This is a genomic window from Natronomonas pharaonis DSM 2160 (assembly GCF_000026045.1).
GTDB lineage: Archaea > Halobacteriota > Halobacteria > Halobacteriales > Haloarculaceae > Natronomonas > Natronomonas pharaonis.
The window spans coordinates 2,445,820-2,465,936 of sequence record NC_007426.1 but is presented as its reverse complement, the minus strand read 5'-3'; the positions used below and the strand labels follow the sequence as shown (position 1 = coordinate 2,465,936).

Sequence of the window (20,117 nt, the reverse complement as noted above, 5' to 3'; positions counted from 1 at the left end):
ATGTACAAACGGGTCCGACTCAAAGATACGGTTGAGGTGCCGCCCAGACACCTCGCGGACGTGTCGCCCGAGCTGGTCAAGCGGCTCCTACAGGACAAGCTCGAAGGACAGATGGACGAAGACGTCGGCAGTATCGTCTCGGTAACTGCGGTCCACGATATCGGCGACGGCGCGGTGTTGCCGAACCGCCCCGGCGTCTACTACGAGGCGGAGTTCGACGCCGTCACGTTCGATCCTCAGATGCAGGAAGTCGTCGACGGGGAAGTCGTCGAGGTTGTCAACTTCGGTGCCTTCGTCGGCATCGGTCCGGTCGATGGCCTGCTGCACGTCTCTCAGATCTCCGACGAGTATCTCGCCTACGACGAGGAAAACCAGCAGCTCGCGTCCAGAGACTCCAACCGCGTGCTGAGTGTTGGCGACTCCGTCCGCGCACGCATCGTCACCAAGTCCATCGACGAGCGCAACCCCCGAGACTCCAAAATCGGCCTGACAGCCAAGCAGCCGGGACTCGGCAAGCACGGCTGGCTCGAAGAGGAACGGCAGCGCCGCGAGGCGCAGGCGGGTGATTAGATGGCGGACCGGCTGGTGTGTCGCGACTGCCATCGCGTCCTCGAAGTCGACGACGGCGAGCAGTGTCCGTCCTGCGGGTCGACCTCGATGACTGAGGACTGGGCCGGCTACGTCGTTGTCGCCCATCCCGAGGACAGCCGCATCGCCGAGGAGATGGGCATCTCCGAACCGGGACGCTACGCGCTGAAGGTCCGGTAACATGTCGAAAATCCTCGCAAAGCTGCCAACCGAGATGCGCGGCGAGCTCAAGGACCCGCTCGGTGAGATATATACCGACACCGACGAGCTGCTCGCCGACGCTGGCGACCCACTCGTCGCGGTCGGCGACATCGTCACCTACCACCTGCTGGAGGCGGGCCACCGCCCGGCGGCAGCCATCGTCGACGGCAAGACCGAGCGCGAACGTGTCGAGCGGAAGGTGTTGTCGGCGATAGAGGAGTTCGACGAACGAATCGATGTCGCCAATCCGCAGTCGACGATTACCGACGACCTGCTGGAGGCGCTGTCGACGGCCCTCGACCGGCCGGACCCGACGGTCGTCGTCGTCGACGGCGAGGAAGACCTCGCGTCCCTGCCGGCGGTTGTCGCCGCCCCTGTGGGGGCCTCGGTCGTCTACGGCCAGCCCGGCGAAGGGATGGTGCTTGTCCACGTCACCGACGAGACGCAGGCGGAATGTCGGGACATCATCGAGCGGATGCAAAGCGACTACAGCCAAATCGAGTCGATTCTCTCCTAGCCGCTCCGGCGGGCGTCGCCGTGTCTATGGCTTCGAAATCCTTTTAGGTGCTTCGACGGAAACTCGTGGTAACGTAACCATGGACGTCGACATCATTGACGAAGACGAAAACCCGATGTTGCACCGGACCGATGTCCGGTTCCAGCTGACTCACGAGGAGGCGACCCCGTCCCGACTCTCCGTCCGCGACTCCCTCGCGGCCAAGCTCAACAAGGACGCCAGCGAGGTCGTCGTTCGCAAACTCGATACGAAATACGGGATGCGGAAGACGGTCGGCCACGCCAAGGTCTACGACAGCGCCGACGACGCCAAGGCCGTCGAGCAGGACCACGCCCTCGAACGGAACAAGATCGAAGCAGACGAAGAAGCCGACGAAGAGGCGGCTGAGGAGGCCTGAGGATGGCCCGCTACGAGTTCTACAACGAGGACGGCACGACGGACCGCGAGCAGTGTCCCCGCTGTGGCGACACCTTCCTCGGTGAGTACGGCGACCGCAAGCACTGCGGCAAGTGCAGCTACACCGAGTTCCAGTAGGTCGTGACCCGCGTTCTCGGTATCGAAGGGACGGCCTGGTGTGCTAGTGCGGCCGTCTTCGATGCCGAGACTGACGCTGTTTTCATCGACTCCGACGCTTACGTGCCCGAGAGCGGCGGCATTCACCCGCGCGAGGCGGCCGAACACATGCGCGAGGCCGTGCCGTCGGTCGTCGAGGCTGCCCTCGACCACGTCGAATCGAACTGGGGCGACCCCGCCGACGCCATCGACGCCGTCGCCTTCTCACGAGGCCCGGGACTTGGCCCGTGTCTCCGCATCGCCGGCACCGCAGCCCGGTCGCTGGCCGGCACGCTGTCGTGTCCGCTCGTCGGCGTCAACCACATGGTCGCCCATCTCGAAATCGGCCGCCATCGCTCCGGCTTCGAATCGCCGGTCTGTTTGAACGCTTCGGGCGCAAACGCGCACGTACTTGGCTACCACAACGGCCGCTATCGCGTGCTCGGCGAGACGATGGACACCGGCGTCGGCAACGCCATCGACAAGTTCACCCGCCACGTCGGCTGGAGCCACCCCGGCGGTCCGAAGGTCGAGTCCCACGCCGAGGACGGCGACTACGTCGAACTCCCCTACGTCGTCAAGGGGATGGACTTCTCGTTTTCGGGTATCATGTCGGCTGCGAAGCAGGCCTACGACGACGGAACCCCCGTTGCGGACGTCTGTTGTGGGCTCCAGGAGACGATTTTCGCCATGCTCGCCGAGGTCAGCGAGCGGGCGCTGTCGCTGACCGGCGCTGACGAACTCGTCGTCGGGGGCGGCGTCGCACAAAACAGCCGGCTCCAGGAGATGCTGACACAGATGTGTGAGAACCGTGGGGCTGCCATCTACGTCCCTGAACCGCGGTTCCTCCGTGACAACGCCGGGATGATAGCGGTCCTCGGGGCGAAGATGTACGAGGCCGGCGACATCATCTCTATCCCCGAATCGGGCGTTCGCCCGGATTTCCGCCCCGACGAGGTGCCGGTATCCTGGCGTGACGACGAGGCCGTCGCCCGCCCTGTCCCGACCGACGAACGCCGCCAGGGCGCAGAGGCTGTCGTCGACATCGATGCCGACGGCGGCCGCGTCACGAAGCGCCGGCTAGAGAAAGCCTACCGGCATCCTGTCCTCGATTCGCGCCTTCGGAGCCAGCGGACCCGCTCGGAGGCCCGGCTCACAAGCGAAGCCAGACGACAGGGCGTTCCCACGCCGGTCGTCTACGATGTCGACCCGGACGCGGGCCGTCTTGTCTTCCAGTACGTCGGCGATGCCGACCTCAAGACCGCTCTCTCAGAATCGGCAGTCCGGGATGTCGGCCGACATCTCGCCGCCTGCCATGCGGCTGGGTTCGTCCACGGCGACCCGACACCGCGGAACGTCCGGGTCGGCGAGGACCGTGCGTTCCTCATTGATTTCGGCCTCGGTTACTACACCGACGCCGTCGAGGACTATGCGATGGACCTCCACGTTTTCGAGGGCGCACTCGGCGGCACCGCCGACGACCCCACGGCACAAATTACGGCCTTCGAGGACGCCTACCGGTCGGCCGGCGACGGGGCCGTTGTCGACCATCTCCGGGAAATCGAAACCCGGGGGCGCTATCAGTAACGGAGCCAAGAGCTAAGTTGCTCTCGCCCCTCGGGACCGGATATGGAAACGTCCGAGCAGCCCACCTTCGAGACAGAGGCCGGCGAGGAGATATACCGGTTCGTCGAGCGGCACGGGACGGCCGCCCGCCACCGGGTCAGGGAAGTGACATCGCTCCCGGCCGAGGAGTTTCAGGACGCTCTCGAACAACTGCAGGAGCGTGGCTACCTCGAAGACGACGGCGGCACCCTGCAGGTGGCCCTCGATGTCGGCTCCATCGAGACGTACTCGACCGACGACATCGATTACACGGTACGACCGGCCCAACAGACGGACTTCGAGGGACTCATCGATACCATCCGCGATGTCACCGCCGAAGATACCTACATCGTCGCTGAGTCCATCGCTGAACAGCTTCTCTACGAAGACGCCGTCAACCGACACAACACGGCTGAATCCCGCGTTTTCTTCGTCGCGACCGTCGACGGCGACGTGGTCGGCTGGTCGCATCTCGATTTGCCACAGCTCGACAAGCTCCAGAGCACCGCCCAGCTGACCGTCGGCGTCCGCGGCGAGCATCAGGGCCACGGCATCGGCACTCGGCTACTCGAACGCGCCCTCGATTGGGCCGAGGCTAACGGTTACCGGAAGGTGTACAACAGCGTCCCGACGACAAACGACGAAGCCATCGCCTTCCTCGAGGAACGCGGCTGGGAGACAGAAGGTGTCCGCAAGAACCACTACACCATCGGCGACGAACACGTCGACGAGGTCATGCTGGCGTACACGTTCTGACCTGCAAACGAGGGGACGAATTATATTGGTGGGCTGCTAACGGTTGCGGAACAATGGACCTCGATAGCACGCGACAACTTCCGCTCGACCGGGAGTCCCGTGGGATGCGGTATTACCGGAACGCCGTCGAGCGACACTGGGACCCCCACGATATCGAACTGGACACCGACCGCGAGAACCTGAAAGCGTTTCTTGATTCGACTGACACCCCCGAGACGTACCTCGATGGGCTTCGTTCCGGCGTTGCCCGCTTTGGCGCGGGCGAGCAGGCGGTGACTGAGGACCTCGCGCCGCTGGCGACGGCACTCGGCAGTATCGACGACCAGATGTTCGTCACGACTCAGATATACGAGGAGGCAAAGCACACGGACTTCTTCGACCGGTACTGGCGGGAGGTCATCCACCCCGTCGAGGACGCACTCGGTCTCGACCCGTCTTCGCCCACCGACGAGACGTGGTTCAACGACGCCTACGAGGAACTCTTCGACCGCAACGAGGAAGCGATGGAGCGGTTGCTCGCGGCTCCGACGGCCGAACAGTTCGCCAAGGCGTACTGCCATTACCATCTCGTCATCGAGGGGATTCTCGCCCAGACCGGTTACTACGGGATGCAACAGTCGTATTCCGCCGACAGCTACCCGGAACTACCGCATCTGCCGGGGCTGTGTGATGGGTTCACGAAGATTCGGCAAGATGAGGGCCGCCACGTCGGCTTCGGGATGGCCAAGCTGAAAGCACTCGTCGGCGACGGCAAGGTCGACCCGCAACTGCTCGATGACATCGTCGGAGAGCTGCTACCGCTCGTCGATGACATCACGACAGATGTCGGCGACGAATCCTTCGACGATGTCGGTATTCCGCCCGAGGAGCTCGAGGCCTTCGCCGCCGAAAAACACACCGAGCGGATGGAACAAATAAAAGACGCCGCCAAATCCGTCCCCGACCTCGACTCACTGACGTCGCTTGATGGGTAGTCCGCCGTCGCGCTTCGCAAGGGTTATATATCACGCCACCTTCTGAACACAAGATGGCAACCGGAACGGTTGATTTCTTCAACGACACTGGCGGTTACGGCTTTATCGAAACTGAGGACGCGGACGAGGATGTCTTCTTCCACATGGAGGATGTCGGCGGCCCGGACCTCGAAGAAGGACAGGAAGTCGAGTTCGACATCGAGGAGGCCGACAAGGGCCCTCGAGCGACGAACCTGACGCGCCTGTAAACAACGGCCGATTCACTTTCGGCTTTTCAACATTTTTTACACCGACAAGCGACAGCGCCGTCGGTACCCGAGACGCAACACCGACAAGCGAGAGGTATGTGTCACTGTCAACGTACCCGTAGTCCAGACAGTATGCACGCCGTCACACTATTTATTTAGATGACACCAAACAATTTTAGTGGTCACGCGAGAGCAGACGTGGTATGGATACGCCCTCCCGTAGATCGTTCCTGCTTGCTGGCGGCTCGTTCGCCATTGGCGTCGGTGCCGGGCTCGGTATCGCACACCGTGACGACGTACTACCGAGTCGCGTTGTGTGGGCGTTCGAAACGACCGGCCGTATCGTTTCATCGCCGACCGTCGGCGACGGTACGGTGTATGTCGGTAGTGACGACAGTACCGTCCACAGTGTGTCGACAAGCGACGGCACACGACGCACAACAGCTAGGCTACATACGAAGGCTGGTGTCTTTTCATCACCGGCGCTAGGTGCCGACGGTGGACTCTATGTCGGGAGCACCGATACCGCCATTTACGGGCTGTTTTCAAGCCCCGGGGCGAGAGACGAGTGGCGGTTCGAGACTACTGACTGGGTGACAGCCTCGCCGGCAGTAGCCGACGGCACCGTCTACGTCGGGAGCACGGACGGGACAATGTACGCCCTCAACGCCGAAACCGGAGCCGAACAGTGGCGGTTCGAAACTGGAGACGGCATCGTTTCCTCACCCGCTGTCGTCGACGGCACGGTCTATGTTGGGAGTACTGATGGGACCGTCTATGCGCTTGATGCCGATAGCGGCACCGACCGGTGGCAGTTCGACACTGAGGGTCGTGTCTACTCTTCGCCGACGGTTGCTGACGGCACCGTGTATGTCGGCAGTTACGACGCCAACATCTATGCCATCGACACCACAGACGGGGTCGAACAGTGGCAGTTTGAGACGGGCGACAGCATCTGGTCGTCGCCGACGGTGCTTGAAGAAACACTCTGGATAGGCAGCAAAGACGCTGCTCTCTATGCGGTCGCTACCGAAGACGGTAGCGAACAATGGCGGTTCCCAACTGGGGGCGAGGTCAACTCGTCGCCGACAGTGGCCGGTGAGACGGTTTATGTCGGCAGCGACGACGCCAACCTCTACGCAGTTGCTGCTTCGGATGGGTCCGAACGGTGGACGTTCGAAACCGGAGGCGCGGTGCAGTCGTCACCGACGGTAGCTGATGGGACCGTCTACGTCGGGAGCGGCGATTCCACACTTTATGCGCTCGATGCCGACGAAACGGGCTCCAGCGAGGGCTCGCGTGCGGAACTGCGAACACTCGGTTATTTTGCCGAGTAAACTACCCCACCCTACTCGCTCACGGCTTCGCCGTTCGCTTCGTTGAGGGTGGGGCTTTCGCGTGGACTCCCGCTCTGGCCGGACTCCCCGGCAGGAGGTTCATACACTCCATTCGCGTTCACCATCCCGCGATTCAAGCGCACGCCTACGGGTGCGCCTCCGCCGTCCCCAGTTTGGTTACGGCGGAGATACCGCAAGCCTATATTTTTCGCCGCGTTGTAGTCGGCGTGGTTCTCGTAGCCGCATTTCAGACACTCGAAACCCTCGCCGTCGCGGTTGTCAGGGTGGGTGAACCCACAGTGTGAGCAACGGCGTGACGTATTCTCCGGGTCCACCTGCTCCACGTCGATACCGTAGAGTTCGGATTTGTATTCGACGTACTCGTACAACCGCTCGAAGGCCCACTTGTGTCCCCACGAGGCACCGGAGAGCCGGTCGCGGATGCCGGTCAACTCCTCGAAGGCGATGACCGTACAATCGTTCTCGACGGCTTCCTCGATGATGCCGTTCGCAATCCGGTGGAGCATCATCTTGAACCGACCCGTCTCTGTGCGACCGATAGACTGGATGTTCTCGTGGGCGTGGCGCGACCCACACTGCTGGAGTGACGCCCGCCGCTTTTCGTACTCCCGTCGCCAGTGGTCGAACTCGTGACCACTCCAGAACCTCCCTGTCGAAGTGACGGCGAGTTGGTTCACGCCGAGGTCAACGCCGAGGACTGTGCTGTGCCCGGTCGTTGCCTGTTCCGGCGTGTCCGACTCCATCTCCGCCTTTGTGCGGAGATGAAGGAACCACTCGCCGTCCTTGTTGTGGAGTTCCGCGCCCGTCACCTCGTAGTCGTCGTTGTCGAGATACCGGCTGTGAGGTGTATCGCGGTCGCCGTCTGGTAGGACGTACTCGACTTCGATACGCCCATCAACGGTTGCCAGCGACACGGACTCGTCGTGGAAGGTCGCACACCGCTTGTCGTAGACGACAGTCGGTTGCGAGAAGTGTGGCTTTCCTGCGTACTCGCCTTGCTTCCAGCGAGCGACGGCCCCCTGTACGGCGTCGGCGGCCTTGTTGCGAGCGTTCTGGACGAGATTCGCGTGTAACCGCGTCTGTTCGCGTACCTCGTCGTAGGTTTCCTCCTGCAACTGGGCCTTGCTGGTCGTCTTGTATTCGCCCTGCCAAGCGTGGTCAACAACGTAGTTCGCGGCCCACAAAAACTCGCCAACGGTTTCGCGGAGAAGCGCGGCGTCGTCGCTGTCCAAGTCGAGTTTGACTGGAACAGTGCGCCGCACCTCCATACGTCAGATGTATGGCCGGTGGTTTATTAACGTCGGGGAGAAAGGGCGGCTACGGTCCGTGGTCTGTGCCGGGGGTGTCGGCTTCTGCGCGCGGGCCGCAGGCCCGCTCGCACGGCCCGTGGAGCTCCGCTCCACGCTGTCCTCCCCGGCCTACTCGCGTCGTCCTTCCGACTGGCGTCGGAAGTCCTCGCTCCTTGAGGCCGGAGGCTCCGCCTCGAAACTGCTGAGACAGACGCTCTAGACGCCCCGGACGACGGGCCTGCGTTGCTCAGTCCGACGCTGCGGGCGCAGCAACCCGCTCAGACGACGCGTCCTGCTGTACCGATGGCTCCCACTCAAGTCCGCCGACGTAGTCGAAGGCGGCGTTATCGCGGGTCGGGTCGACGACGGTCAGGTTTCCGACCCAGCCGTTGTCTACGAGCCGCCTGACGTGGCCGTGCTCGCGCAGGATGTCTGTCACGTTCTCGACGGAGGCGTGGATGACGGCTGTCAACCGGAGCGGCTGGTGGTACGGCGAATCGTCGTCCGACATGAGCGACTGGAGCGGCAGCCCCATCATCAGGTCGCCGCCGTTGCCCTGGACGACGCCGATGTTGCCGACCGGGTTCTGTGTGACCTTCGAGCCGCTCCCGTAGACGCGGTTGTCGACCGTCGCGAAGTAGTACTGGTTGTTAATCCACTGCGTCACGACGAGCGGTCCGAGCATAATCAGCTCGAGTGCGTCCCCGTCCGGGTCAGTCGTCCAGTCGTAGGAGTGGAGGAACGCACGCCCGTCGAGGTCGCTGTCGGCGGTCAACTCGCGCGGGCCGATGACAAACGAGGCGTTTCCGGCCAGCCCCCATTCGGGACGGGTCTGTGCCCAGTCGGCAGCGCGGCTCGCTGTCTCGCTGACGCCCTTGTCGGGGTCGGCCCCGTTCAGCGCTTCGCTGCGTTCGGCGGCCGCTCCGGCGCGTGCCTGTTCGAGCGAATCGCGTAGCGCTGCCACGTCCGCGTGGTGGCTCTTGGGCACCTCCCCGTCGAACAGGGTAATCTCGTCGGTTGTCGTGTTGTGCTCTGCGCCGACGAAGACGGTGTCGTCGGGGATATCGACCCCTCGCTCGCGGAGGTCGTCTTTGACCGCCTCGTCGTTGCAGATTTTGGCGAGCACTCTGGCGTTCGGACCACCGGGATTTCCGGCACACGCCCCACACTGGAGGCTCGAATCGAACGGGTTGTTCGTCGTGTGGCTCGTGTGGCCCGTGAAGACGACAAGGCGGGCAAACTCCGTCCAGCCCATGAGCTCGAACGCCGTCTGTGCGTACTCGACTTTTTCTTCGTGGGTCATCCGTGGGCGGTCGAGCGTCGGGCTACAGAACTCGTGGCTGCTCGGAACGTGCTCGTCGACGGTGCTGCCGAGTTTGTAGACGGCGGACGGCAGCAGCGTCCGAAGCGCCATTGCCGACCCGTAGGCGCTGCCTGCGCCCTCGACGAACGGGAACGCGGCGACGGGGTTGGTCTTGAGCCGCTTGAAGTGTTTCCGGGCCGCGCTCACCAGCCCGTGCCACCGGTTGTGCGCCGTCTCCTGTTCGGCGTGGTGGGCGTCCGGCCGGTCGGCGATGATATGCTCCGGTTCGACAATCGGCGGGCAGGCCTCGGTCGTCACGTCCGAGCCGTACGCCTCGTGTCGCATGGGAACCCCGAAAAAGCCCGCGTAGCCGTGTGTCTCGTACGGTCCCTGCTGTTCGATGTGGCGGCGGATTATCTCCGAGCGCGTGTCGATGCAGAACACGAGCTGTGCGGCCGGACGCTTGCCGTTACCGTGGGACGATTCGGTGACGTCGTCGTCAACGTCTTCGAGCAGGTGCTCTCGGTAGCTCTGCTCCCAGGCAGACAGCCAGGCTTCGCGCACGGCGGTCGTCTCGTCACCGGCGTCGGCGTCAGTTTCGGGCGCTACCGGCGCATCCAGCAGGTCGACGAGCGTCAGCCGGACCCCGAGATACTCCGTCAGCGTGATTGGGTATTCGGACTGCCAGGGGTCGAACTCGTCGTCGGCTCGCTGTTTGATGAACCCGGTCCAGCCGGGCAGCGCGGCGAGGTGGTGTTCGATGATGCTGTCCCATCGGCGACGGGGGTACGCATCGAGCACCGTCTCTACGGCGCCGGTGGCCGTCGCGGGCACGTCTTCGGTGTCGTCGCAACCGGGAACATCGCTGTCGTAGGGCGCGACCGCACGCCAGGCCGAATAGAAGCCCTCCTCGCGGTTCGGCATCGGCCAGGGTGCCTGTCCCTGGTCGAGATACGCGGCGAGCCATTTCGAGAGCACACGGTCGACCGCCGCCGTCGCGTCGTCGGGGTCGTCGTCGCGTTTCGTCTCCGCCGTTTCCATCGCTTCGAGCAGCGTCTCGGGGTCGCGCTCGATGCCGCGGCGCTCTAACTCCGTCCGGAGCGCGTCGTCGTCGATGCGGCCATCCTCCCACGCTCGACGGAAGATGTCCGCACGCGGATAGCCGCGGCCGCCGAAGAGCCGTTCGCCTTCGGCGACCGCATCCTCGAACGGACTGCCTTCGAACCCCGAGAGGGGGTTCGCCGTGACAAACGAGTGCAGCGGCCACACGGAGCCGACCCTGTCGGCCACGGTGTCGATGCGCGAGTCAATACCGTCGTAGTTGGTCGGTGATTCAGACGTCATGGTAGTCCTCCTTGTTGGTGAGTACAGTCTCCGAGTCCGGCTGCGAGAGATTCAGCAGCGCGACGTAGAGCCGTTCGCTCGACCGGTGATAGCCGAGTTCGACGGCGAGATAGGCTCCGGCGAACAGCGCAACGACGAGGTAGTGAATGGCGGTCAGCTCTGTTGGGGTCTGAGTCATCGGCACGCCCGAGAGCATCCCGGAGATAGCGTTGAAAAGCACCGCGTAGCTGCCGATAGCGACGAGGACAACGAGCGGAACGCCGACGAACCGTACAGCGGTCGGCAGACTCGCTTGATGGAGGATGTCGCGCGCCGCGGTCAGCGTCGTGAGCACGACCACGAGCGTCAGGACGATGCCGCTGTCGAGCGTTACGGTCAGCCCCGCTAGCTTTCCGGTAAGCGCCATGAACAGCACACCGCCGCCGATGGCCGTGAGGAGGCTGATGGCTAGGCTGGGGAATCCGAGGCTGGTGTGGCCGTGGCCGCTTTTTTTCGGTGTGGTCTGTTCGACGGTCGCCCCGGAGGCGAGAAACAGGTAGGCCTTGTAGCAGCCATGGAGAATGAGGTGAGCGATTGCCGCGGCGAAAAAGCCCAGCCCACACTGCATAATCATAAAGCCCATCTGTGCGAGCGTCGAACTGCCGAGCTTTTGTTTTATATCCGTCTGAACGAGCAACATCGCCTGCCCGAGCAGCGCGCTCGTGGCACCGACCAAGACGACGACCGACATGAACACCAGCTCGTCGGCGATGACGGGCGCAAACCGCGTCAGGAGGACACCGCCGGCGTTGACGAATCCGGCGTGCATCAGCGCCGATGCCGGCGTCGGTGCCGTCATCGAGGAGAGCAGCCACCCGTGGAACGGGAGCAACGCGGACTGGACGATGGCCGCGAGGAAAATTCCGCCAGCGGCCGCGATGGCGACCGTCCGGGGGACGGTATCGAACGCGGCGAGCAGTCCCGTAATCGTGGTCGCATCGGTCATCCAGACGAGCGGAGCCAACGCCCCAACCAGCAGCAGACTGCTGCCAAGGAAGTAGCGGCGGGCCAGCCGCCCGGCGGCGCGTGCTTGCTCCCAGTCGCGGACGTGACCGATGAGCGACGCCATCGCCAGTCCCATCGCCAACCAGGCGGCCACGAACACCGCTACGTGGTCGGCCGCGACGAGCACGCCGACGACGACGGTGAACGCAAACACCTTGCCGAAGAACCGGTCGATGTAGCGGTCGCCGTCCATGTAACGCCGCGAGTAGCTGTGAACGATGCCGCTGAAGAACGTAACGACGACCCACATCACCGCTGTCAGCCCGTCAATGTGCAGGATACCGGCGACACCCCAGCCGACGCCGCGCCACACTGCGACCGCGAGGACCCCGACGCTCGCGAGAAACAGGGCCCAGACCGTCCACGTCGACACCCGCGGCACAAGCGAAGACGACGGCGGCCGTTCGGAGCGCTGTGCGGTAGCGTCGCCGGGTGGGGATGGTTTACTACTCATGTTTCGTCCGGAACCAGCACGAGCCATCGCATGGACTCTCTACTGGCTTCTACTCTTTCAATGAACAGTCTGGTTATTATACCCTTCGATTCGAACGGTCTGTTCGAGATTGTTCATTGAATAGACGAATTCGTGCAAAAAGAAATGATTTTAGGTGAAGAGAGGGCGCTAAGCCCCCGTCCTCAAGGAGCGACCAACGGGAGCGAGTAGGGCGGGGATACAGTGCCCGCACGACTATCAACCACGCTCAACCAACATGTTTAATAAACTATAAAGCGAAAACACAAGTACACGCGCATGGACTACAGCCCGCGTTTCAGACTCTTGCCAACAAGTAGACAGCGAGAGCTACTGGGCTGGCAGCGTGACACCGTGCGCCAAGTCTACAACCATGCATTGTACCGGCTCGACCAACTCCCCGAACGCGCCGACCAAACCGTCCGCCAACGCGTCTGGAGCGTTCGTGACGAACTCCCCGACTGGAAAACCAAGTGGGAGGAGTGGAGTAGCGTCTACTCCACCGTCCTCCAAGCCGCTGTGGAGCGTATCTACCACAGCATCACTGGACTCGCCCAGCAACGCGATAACGGGCACAAAATCGGGGACTTGAACTGGAAGAAGCCGCGAGAATTCCAGAGTTTCACGTATCGCCAGCGGGGCTTCGAACTCGACAACAAGAGTGGCCCCGAGGGTCGTGGACTTTTAACACTCAAGAAAGTGCGTGGTAAGACGCTCGAAATCCCCATCCGAATTCACCGCGACATCGACCCGGACGACATCAAACACGTCACCGTCAAGCAAGAGGCGACGGGTGCGTGGTATACGTCGTTCAGCATAGACCGAGACGAACCAGAGAAACCAGACCCCGAAGACATCGATCCCGAAGATACAGTGGGCCTCGACCTCGGCGTCCTCAACTTCATTCACGATTCGGACGGGCGGTCAATCAACCGTCTCGACCTGTCTGACGACCGCGAACGCCTCGAACGCGAGCACCGGTCGCTCTCCCGCAAGGAATACGAGTCGAACAACTGGGAAAAGCAGCGCCAGCGCGTCGCAGAGGTCCACATGGATATGCGGAACAAGAAACGCGATTACAAGCACAAACTCGCCCACGCGTACACGACCGAGTACGACGCCGTGTTCGTCGAGGACTTGGACGTGAAGCCGATGCTGGAAGATGATGGGAATGCCCGAAACAAAGCCGAGGTGGGCTGGCGCGACTTCATCCGTATTCTCAAGCATCACGGGCGGAAACACGGCTGTCATGTGGTCGAAGTCGAACCAGCGGGGACGACGAAAGAGTGTGCCTCGTGTGGGGTGGAGACGGCGAAGCCATTGTGGGTTCGCGAACACTCGTGTCCCGCGTGTGGCTTTGAGTTGGGCCGGGATTTCAACGCGTCGCTAAACGTTCTTTCTCGCGGTCTCGCCAAGCTAGGAGTGGGTCACTCCGAAGCGACAACGCCTGCGGAGACTGCGACCGCTGTGGACTCGGTTTCCGTGTCTGCAAGTCGCGTCGTTGAATCAGGAAGCCCCTGCCTCAAGGAGCCTGCGAAGCAGGCGAGTAGGCAGGGGTAGTTCACGTGAAGGTTCGTGCCGGCCTCGGCACGTAGCGGCGGCGAGCGTCCGATTCAGCGGTGATTCGAGTGTGAAGCAGGCTTCCCGAGGCTTGCCTGCGCGGTATCGGGTGCCTGACCGTCCTCACTCAGACGAAAAATCATCGAACGGCGTCGACCGGTGGCTACGGACGAGTACCTCGTCGGTAATGGTCAATCCCATATCGGCGATCTGCTGTGCGACCGGCGTGATGTCCTGGTCGGTTTCGCCTACAGCCGTCACGAGTAGGTTCTGTTCGCCCGTGACGAGTTCTTGTGCCGAGACAACCCCCGGAATGTCGAGGATGTCGTCGATGTATTCGCCCCGTTCGGGTATCGGCGCGGTACAGTAAAGCAACATTCGAATCGGATATCCCGACTTCGTGTAGTCGATGTTGGCGCTGTATCCCTTGATAACACCCTCCGACTCGAGCCGCTGGATACGCTTGCGGACCGTGCTTGAGGAGGCGTCGGTTCGCTCGGCGATGTCGCTCGACGAGAGGTTCCGTGCTTCCTCCTGCAGCGCATAGAGTATCTCCCGGTCGACCGCATCGAGCTCGTAGTCGGTCATACTAGCTGCTTGTGCGTGCCGGGTATAAGTCGCTTCGAACGCCGAAGCCGGTTCGGAACACGCGCGGCTATCGGGCGGTCACTGCTTCGGAGAAGACGAAACACGCCGTCGAGCGACGCTCAACGGTCGAGTTCGATTTCCAGCTCCTCTTCGTCCTCGTAGACCGCATCAAGGTCGATTTCGTGGTCACGCGCTTCCATTGCGCGCTCGATTTCGCGCCGACGGCGCTGCTCTTGCTTCTTCATTCCCTTCCGTTCGCGGCCGCGCTTCGTGTCGGGCATGGCTATGGGTGTGTATACCACCCATGCATATATGCTTGTTGGCGGTTCTCATGGGGTACCGACGCGGGCGAACGGCGGCGGCTCGATGTGGCCTCAGACCGGTGGCTCGCCGGCCAACTCGTCGCGGTCGTGTGGCGCTTCAAAGTCGGGGGCTGGTCCGGCCGGAATGATTCGCTTCGGGCTCACGTCGGGGTGGGTCGTGTAGTAATGTTCCTTGATATGGTCCATCCGCGTCGTCTCGCCGAAGCCTAACGTCGTATAGAGGTCCCGGAGGTACGGCCAGAGCGTGTCGTACTCGCGGATGAGCCGACGGTTGCACATGAAGTGGGTGTGATACACTTCATCGAACCTGACAAGCGTCGTGTACATCGCGATATCCGCTTCGGTCAGCCGGTCGCCGACGAGGTACCGCTGGTCTTCGAGCACCGAATTCCAGTAGTCGAGTGCATCGAAAAGCTCCGCGACAGCGTCGTCGTAGGCCGCCTGTGAGTCGGCGAACCCGGTGCGGTAGACGCCGTTGTTTATCGGTTCGTAGATGCGGTCGAGCGCGTCATCGATGTCGTCGCGCAACCCTTCCGGCGAGAGGTCGACCCCGTTGCCGAGGTCGGCAAACACCGTCGTCAGGTTCCGGAGTATCTCTCTGGATTCGTTGTTGACGATGGTGTCCTCGACGGTGTCCCACAGCACCGGCACGGTCACACGCCCGGTGTAGTTCGGGTCGGCGGCGACGTAGGCCTCCCGGAGGTAATCGAAGCCGTTGACCGTATCCGGCGTGCAGCCGTCCTTTTCCGGGCTGAACTGCCAGCCGTCCGCTGCGCGGTAGGGGTCGACGACATCGACCGAGATAACGTCTTCAAGGCCGAGCAGCCTCCGGGCGATGAGCGTCCGGTGGGCCCACGGACAGGCGTAACTCACGTAGAGATGATACCGGCCGGCCGTCGCCTCCTCGGGGTCGACCCGGTCGCGGAACGTCGTCGTCTGCCGCTCGAACTCGCCGTCTTCGTTTGTCGCCTCGTACTCTGTCACCCACTCGCCGTCGAGGAACTGGTGCATACTATCGTTTCGGGCCCGGGCCTGATAGTTCCCGTCCCACCACAGCAGATAAGTCCCGGTCCGACGTAGGGGTAGGTATGACAGACAAGCCGCAGTCCGGTGAGCTGTTCGGTATCCCGTACAACTTCGAACGGCCCTCCATCAGCCGGATGCTTTCGGCGTACTGGCAACCCGGCGAGGGGATGCTCGTAAAGAAACCGTTCGGCATCGGGTACACGCTCAACCTCGCCAACTGGCGGTCGTGGCTCGTCCTTGGGGTCGCCGCGGCGCTTTTCTATCAGCAACAGCAGTCCGGTGGCGACGAGGAACTGGACGACGACGAGGAGCCGGTCGAGGTCGTCGTCGAAGACTAACCCCCGACGCCGCCGCTGCAGTCGACAATCGCACCTTTTAGGCCCTCGCCGTCGAAGCCGCCCGTATGTACGACGGCCTGAAGGGCTTCCGTGAGTTCTACCCCGGCGAAATGTCCGCCCGCCGGGAGGTCACAGACACCATCGAAACGCGCGCTCGACGCTATGGCTTCCGCGAGGTCGGCACCCCCGCCCTCGAACGGACGCAGCTATACGTCGACAAATCCGGCGAAGAAATCGTCGAGGAACTGTACGCCTTCGAGGACAAGGGCGGCCGCGAGGTCTCGCTGACGCCGGAGCTGACGCCGACGGTCGCCCGGATGGTCGTCGCGAAACAGCAGGCGCTCGCCAAGCCGGTCAAGTGGTTCTCGACGCGGCCCTTCTGGCGCTACGAGCAGGTCCAGCAAGGCCGTTTCAGGGAGTTCTACCAGACGAACATCGACATCTTCGGCTCCGAGCGCCCGGAGGCCGACGCAGAAGTCCTCGCGACCGCCGCCGACGCCTTGACCGACTTGGGCCTCGACGGTGCGGACTTCGAGTTCCGCGTCTCGCACCGAGATATCCTCGGTGGTCTGCTGGCGGCGATGGACAGCGACGTTGACACGACTGACGCCATCCGCGCGGTCGACAAACGCGAAAAAATCGACGACGAAGAGTACCGCTCGCTGCTCGTCGGCGCGGGACTGACACACGAGGAAGCCGACACCTTCGATTCGCTGCTCCGCACCGACGACCTCTCGGAACTCGTCGAATTCGCCGGCACCGACCGTGTCGAGGCCGCTGTCGAGAACCTGCAGGCCGTCCTCGACGCCGCTGCGGACTTCGGCGTCCGCGAGTTCTGCTCGGTCTCGCTGGAGACGGCCCGCGGTCTCGATTACTACACCGGTGTCGTCTTCGAGTGTTTCGACACCAGCGGCGAGGTCTCGCGGTCGGTCTTCGGCGGCGGCCGCTATGACGACCTCATCGAGAGCTTCGGGGGCCAGCCAACGCCCGCTGTCGGTGTCGGTATCGGCCACGAGACACTGTCGCTGCTCTGCCAGCGGGCGGGCGTTTGGCCGGCCGAGGAGCTTTCGACCGACTACTACGTTCTGACGGTTGGCGACACCCGCGATGTCGCCCTCGATGTCGCCAGAGAGCTTCGAGCACTCGGCCACGTCGTCGAGACTGACCTCTCGGACCGCGGCTTCGGCGACCAGCTCTCCTATGCGGACGGCATCAACGCCGAGACGGTCGTCGTCGTCGGCGAACAGGACCTCGAAGACGACGCCGTGACGCTGAAAGACATGGCAAGCGGCGACCAGACGCAGGTGCCGCTCGCGGCGTTCCCGCCCGAGGAGGGACGGCCCACCTACGACGACTACGCCTGAGGGATGCGCGCCTTCCGAATCGCCTACGACGGGACCGGCTTCCGCGGGTTTCAGCGGCAGCCCCACGGCGAAACCGTCGAAAACGCGCTGTTCGAGGCGTTGTCGTCGCTCGGCGTCGCCTTCGAGGACGGCAGGCCCCCCGGCTACGCCGCCGCCGGCCGCACCGATGCCGGCGTCTCGGCGCGCGCACAGACGGTTGCCTTCGAGGCTCCGGCGTGGCTCCTGCCGCGGGCGCTCAACGGCGAACTTCCCGCGTCCGTTCGGGCGTGGGCCGCCGCCGATGTCGGCGACGCCTTTCATGCGACACACGACGCGACGGCGCGTGCCTACCGGTACTTCCTGTATGCGCCGGAGCCGTCCGCCGATACGACACGGGCGCGCGCAGCCTGTGCCCGGCTCTCCGGGTCGCATGACTTCCACAACTTCACGCCCGACGACCGCGGCACGGAACGGACGCTGTCGATGCGGCTCCGCCGGCAGGGGCCCTTTCTCGTCGTTGACTGCCGTGCGGGCGGCTTCGCCCGCCAGCTCGTCCGGCGGCTCGTCGCCGCCGTCGCCGCCGTCGCCCGCGGTGAGCGGCCGCTTTCGTTTCTCGGCCGCGCCCTCGACGACGACCCGCTCTCAGGGGCGGACGGTATCGCCGCCGCGCCACCCGAGCCGCTGCTGTTGGCCGATGTCGTCTATCCGGGCGTCGAGTTCACGGTCGATGACCGTGCTGCTGAATCAGCCCGGACGGTCTTTGCGACGCGCCGCCGCCAACGGTTGGCCGACGCCCGCGTTGCCGGCGCGCTCTCGCCGCCCGAGTGACGACGGGTTTAGGGTCGCGCCGGCCGAAGACGCCGCCATGAGTTCGGTTCCCGAGCGAAGCGACATCGACGAGACGTACACGTGGGACCTCACGGACCTCTTTGCTGACGACGAGGCGTGGGAGGACGCCTTCGGAGAACTCGAAGGTCGGCTTGAGGACCTCGCGGCCTACGAGGGCCGGGTCACCGAAAGCCCGGAGACGCTCCAGTCGGTGCTGGAACTCCGTGAGTCGGTGATGCGGCAGGCAGCCAACGTCGCTGCCTACGCCCGGATGCGGAAAGACGAGGACACGACGGACCAGACGTATCAGGCGCTTACGGCGCGTGCGCGGTCGCTGGCGGCCGACGCCTCCAGCGCCGCCAGCTTCATCGAGCCGGAGCTACAGGCCCTCGACCGCGAGACTATCGACGAGTATATCGACGAAAACCCCGCCCTGGAGACGTACGACCACTACTTCGACGACGTGCTGCGGATGAAGCCGCACACGCGGTCGGCCGAAATCGAAGAGCTGCTTGCCGACCTCGGCGACGTGACCGACGCCGCCGGTGACGTGTACAACATGCTGACAAACGCCGATATGGAGTTCCCTGCTGTCGAGGACCCGGACGGCGAGCCGCAGCCGATTACCCTATCGAACTTCACGACACTCCAGAAACACCCCAACCGCGAGTTCCGCCGCCGGGTGTATGAGTCATTCTACGACGAGTGGGCGGACTACCGCAACAGCGTCGCCACTGCGTATAAAAAGAGCGTCAAGGCCGACGAGAAGCTCGCAGCCGCGCGGAACTACGACTCGGCCCGCGAGGCAGCCCTCAACGGCCCAAACGTTCCCGTGGCGGTCTACGAGACGCTTGTCGAGACCGTCGAGGACAACCTCGATGTTCTTCACCGGCATGCGGCGCTGAAACGCGACTGTCTCGGCGTCGACGAACTCCGGATGTGGGACCTGTACGCGCCGCTTGAAAACGACGAGAGCCCGACTGTCGACTACGAGCAGGCCAAATCGTACGTCATCGACGCCGTTGCGCCACTCGGAGACGACTACCGCGACCGGATGGCCGAGGGGCTCGAATCCCAATGGGTCGATGTCTACGAGACCGAAAACAAGCAGTCCGGTGCCTACAGCGGGGGAACCTACGACAGCCAGCCATATATCCTGCTGAACTATCAGGACGACATCTCCTCGATGTACACGCTGGCCCACGAACTCGGCCACTCGATGCACTCGGAGTTGACAAGCGAGACACAGCCGTACACCTACTCGAACTACGAGATATTCGTCGCCGAAATCGCCTCAACGGTCAACGAGACGCTGCTGACGAAACACCTTCTCGAAACGGTCGATGATGCTGCCTTCCGACGGCACGTCCTTGATGAGTATCTCGAACGGTTCCGGTCGACGCTGTTCCGACAGACGATGTTCGCCGACTTCGAGCACCGCGCCCACGAGTTGAACGCGGCCGGCGAGGCGCTGACGCCGGACCGGCTCGACGAACTGTACCGGGAGTTGAAGGCCGAGTACTACGAGCCGGCGGTCGTTGACGACCACATCGCGCGCGAGTGGATGCGGATTCCCCACTTCTATCGCGCCTACTACGTCTACCAGTATGCGACGGGCATCAGCGCGGCGACGGCCATCGTCGACCGCATCGAGCGCGACGGTGCGTCGGCGGCCGCCGACTACCGCGAGTTCCTCCGGTCCGGCTCGCGCGGCTACCCGCTGGAGCTGCTGGAGACGGCCGGAATCGATATGTCGACGGCCGACCCCGTCGAGTCGGCTATCGACACCTACGACGAGATGGTCGCCGAGTACGAGTCGCTCGAGGAGTGATATGTCCCCCGCTGGGGGTCAGAACCGCC

21 protein-coding genes are annotated in these 20,117 nt (G+C 63.5%); 15 read left to right on the top strand and 6 right to left on the bottom strand.

The annotated features are described in order from the left end of the window. The 10 genes from NP_RS12505 (at position 1) to NP_RS12460 (ending at position 6,778) form a co-directional block, all read left to right on the top strand. Positions 1 to 570: a DNA-directed RNA polymerase gene (locus tag NP_RS12505; RefSeq protein ID WP_011324241.1), complete on the top strand. Its 570-nt coding sequence runs from the start codon at positions 1 to 3 to the stop codon at positions 568 to 570. Next, positions 571 to 768: a transcription elongation factor subunit Spt4 gene (spt4, locus tag NP_RS12500; protein WP_011324240.1), complete on the top strand. Its 198-nt coding sequence runs from the start codon at positions 571 to 573 to the stop codon at positions 766 to 768. 1 nt (position 769) lies between these two features. Continuing rightward, the gene (locus NP_RS12495; protein ID WP_011324239.1) at positions 770 to 1,306 is read left to right on the top strand and encodes a GTP-dependent dephospho-CoA kinase family protein; all 537 of its coding nucleotides are present in this window, start codon (positions 770 to 772) and stop codon (positions 1,304 to 1,306) included. A 79-nt stretch (positions 1,307 to 1,385) separates the two neighbouring features. Then, positions 1,386 to 1,703, top strand: a complete 318-nt coding sequence (locus NP_RS12490) for a 30S ribosomal protein S24e (protein WP_011324238.1) — start codon at positions 1,386 to 1,388, stop codon at positions 1,701 to 1,703. 2 nt (positions 1,704 to 1,705) lie between these two features. Further along, positions 1,706 to 1,840, top strand: a complete 135-nt coding sequence (locus tag NP_RS12485) for a 30S ribosomal protein S27ae (RefSeq protein ID WP_011324237.1) — start codon at positions 1,706 to 1,708, stop codon at positions 1,838 to 1,840. Positions 1,841 to 1,843: 3 nt separating this feature from the next. Continuing rightward, positions 1,844 to 3,445, top strand: coding sequence for a bifunctional N(6)-L-threonylcarbamoyladenine synthase/serine/threonine protein kinase (locus NP_RS12480; RefSeq protein ID WP_011324236.1), 1,602 nt, complete (start codon positions 1,844 to 1,846; stop codon positions 3,443 to 3,445). 42 nt (positions 3,446 to 3,487) lie between these two features. Next, positions 3,488 to 4,219, top strand: a complete 732-nt coding sequence (locus NP_RS12475; protein WP_011324235.1) for a GNAT family N-acetyltransferase — start codon at positions 3,488 to 3,490, stop codon at positions 4,217 to 4,219. Between the two features lie 53 nt (positions 4,220 to 4,272). Beyond that, positions 4,273 to 5,193, top strand: a complete 921-nt coding sequence (locus NP_RS12470; RefSeq protein ID WP_011324234.1) for a ferritin family protein — start codon at positions 4,273 to 4,275, stop codon at positions 5,191 to 5,193. Positions 5,194 to 5,246: 53 nt separating this feature from the next. Next, on the top strand, positions 5,247 to 5,441 hold the full coding sequence (locus NP_RS12465; protein ID WP_011324233.1) for a cold-shock protein: 195 nt from the start codon (positions 5,247 to 5,249) through the stop codon (positions 5,439 to 5,441). 203 nt (positions 5,442 to 5,644) lie between these two features. Continuing rightward, on the top strand, positions 5,645 to 6,778 hold the full coding sequence (locus NP_RS12460) for an outer membrane protein assembly factor BamB family protein (protein ID WP_011324232.1): 1,134 nt from the start codon (positions 5,645 to 5,647) through the stop codon (positions 6,776 to 6,778). 11 nt (positions 6,779 to 6,789) lie between these two features. Here NP_RS12460 and NP_RS12455 read toward each other — a convergent pair whose 3' ends face one another. From NP_RS12455 to NP_RS12445, 3 genes are all read right to left on the bottom strand, one after another. Then, positions 6,790 to 8,067 carry an RNA-guided endonuclease InsQ/TnpB family protein gene (locus NP_RS12455; RefSeq protein WP_011324231.1) on the bottom strand — a complete coding sequence of 426 codons (1,278 nt, stop codon included), beginning with the start codon at positions 8,065 to 8,067 and terminating at the stop codon, positions 6,790 to 6,792. A gap of 268 nt (positions 8,068 to 8,335) precedes the next feature. Next, on the bottom strand, positions 8,336 to 10,735 hold the full coding sequence (locus tag NP_RS12450) for a DUF2309 domain-containing protein (protein ID WP_011324230.1): 2,400 nt from the start codon (positions 10,733 to 10,735) through the stop codon (positions 8,336 to 8,338). Further along, positions 10,725 to 12,233 (bottom strand): proton-conducting transporter transmembrane domain-containing protein, encoded by a 1,509-nt coding sequence (locus NP_RS12445; protein WP_049939739.1) that lies wholly within the window; start codon positions 12,231 to 12,233, stop codon positions 10,725 to 10,727. Before NP_RS12445 ends, NP_RS12450 begins: the two co-directional genes overlap by 11 nt. A gap of 297 nt (positions 12,234 to 12,530) precedes the next feature. On the opposite strand from NP_RS12445, the gene NP_RS12440 reads away from it, so the two are divergent. Continuing rightward, positions 12,531 to 13,811, top strand: coding sequence for an RNA-guided endonuclease InsQ/TnpB family protein (locus NP_RS12440; protein WP_011324228.1), 1,281 nt, complete (start codon positions 12,531 to 12,533; stop codon positions 13,809 to 13,811). Between the two features lie 123 nt (positions 13,812 to 13,934). On the opposite strand, the gene NP_RS12435 is transcribed toward NP_RS12440, so the two are convergent. From NP_RS12435 to NP_RS12430, 3 genes are all read right to left on the bottom strand, one after another. Then, a complete protein-coding gene (locus NP_RS12435) occupies positions 13,935 to 14,399 on the bottom strand; it encodes an Lrp/AsnC family transcriptional regulator (RefSeq protein ID WP_011324227.1) in 465 nt (154 codons plus the stop codon). Between the two features lie 119 nt (positions 14,400 to 14,518). Next, positions 14,519 to 14,680, bottom strand: coding sequence for a hypothetical protein (locus tag NP_RS14490; protein WP_011324226.1), 162 nt, complete (start codon positions 14,678 to 14,680; stop codon positions 14,519 to 14,521). A gap of 93 nt (positions 14,681 to 14,773) precedes the next feature. Further along, positions 14,774 to 15,733, bottom strand: a complete 960-nt coding sequence (locus NP_RS12430; protein WP_011324225.1) for a glutathione S-transferase family protein — start codon at positions 15,731 to 15,733, stop codon at positions 14,774 to 14,776. A gap of 77 nt (positions 15,734 to 15,810) precedes the next feature. Here NP_RS12430 and NP_RS12425 point away from each other — a divergent pair, with 77 nt between their 5' ends. The 4 genes from NP_RS12425 (at position 15,811) to pepF (ending at position 20,088) form a co-directional block, all read left to right on the top strand. After that, the gene (locus NP_RS12425; RefSeq protein ID WP_011324224.1) at positions 15,811 to 16,086 is read left to right on the top strand and encodes a DUF5808 domain-containing protein; all 276 of its coding nucleotides are present in this window, start codon (positions 15,811 to 15,813) and stop codon (positions 16,084 to 16,086) included. A 65-nt stretch (positions 16,087 to 16,151) separates the two neighbouring features. Continuing rightward, on the top strand, positions 16,152 to 17,450 hold the full coding sequence (hisS, locus tag NP_RS12420; RefSeq protein ID WP_011324223.1) for a histidine--tRNA ligase: 1,299 nt from the start codon (positions 16,152 to 16,154) through the stop codon (positions 17,448 to 17,450). 3 nt (positions 17,451 to 17,453) lie between these two features. Further along, positions 17,454 to 18,257, top strand: coding sequence for a tRNA pseudouridine(38-40) synthase TruA (gene truA / locus NP_RS12415; protein ID WP_011324222.1), 804 nt, complete (start codon positions 17,454 to 17,456; stop codon positions 18,255 to 18,257). Positions 18,258 to 18,294: 37 nt separating this feature from the next. After that, positions 18,295 to 20,088, top strand: a complete 1,794-nt coding sequence (pepF, locus tag NP_RS12410) for an oligoendopeptidase F (RefSeq protein ID WP_011324221.1) — start codon at positions 18,295 to 18,297, stop codon at positions 20,086 to 20,088. The last annotated feature ends 29 nt before the right edge of the window (positions 20,089 to 20,117 follow it).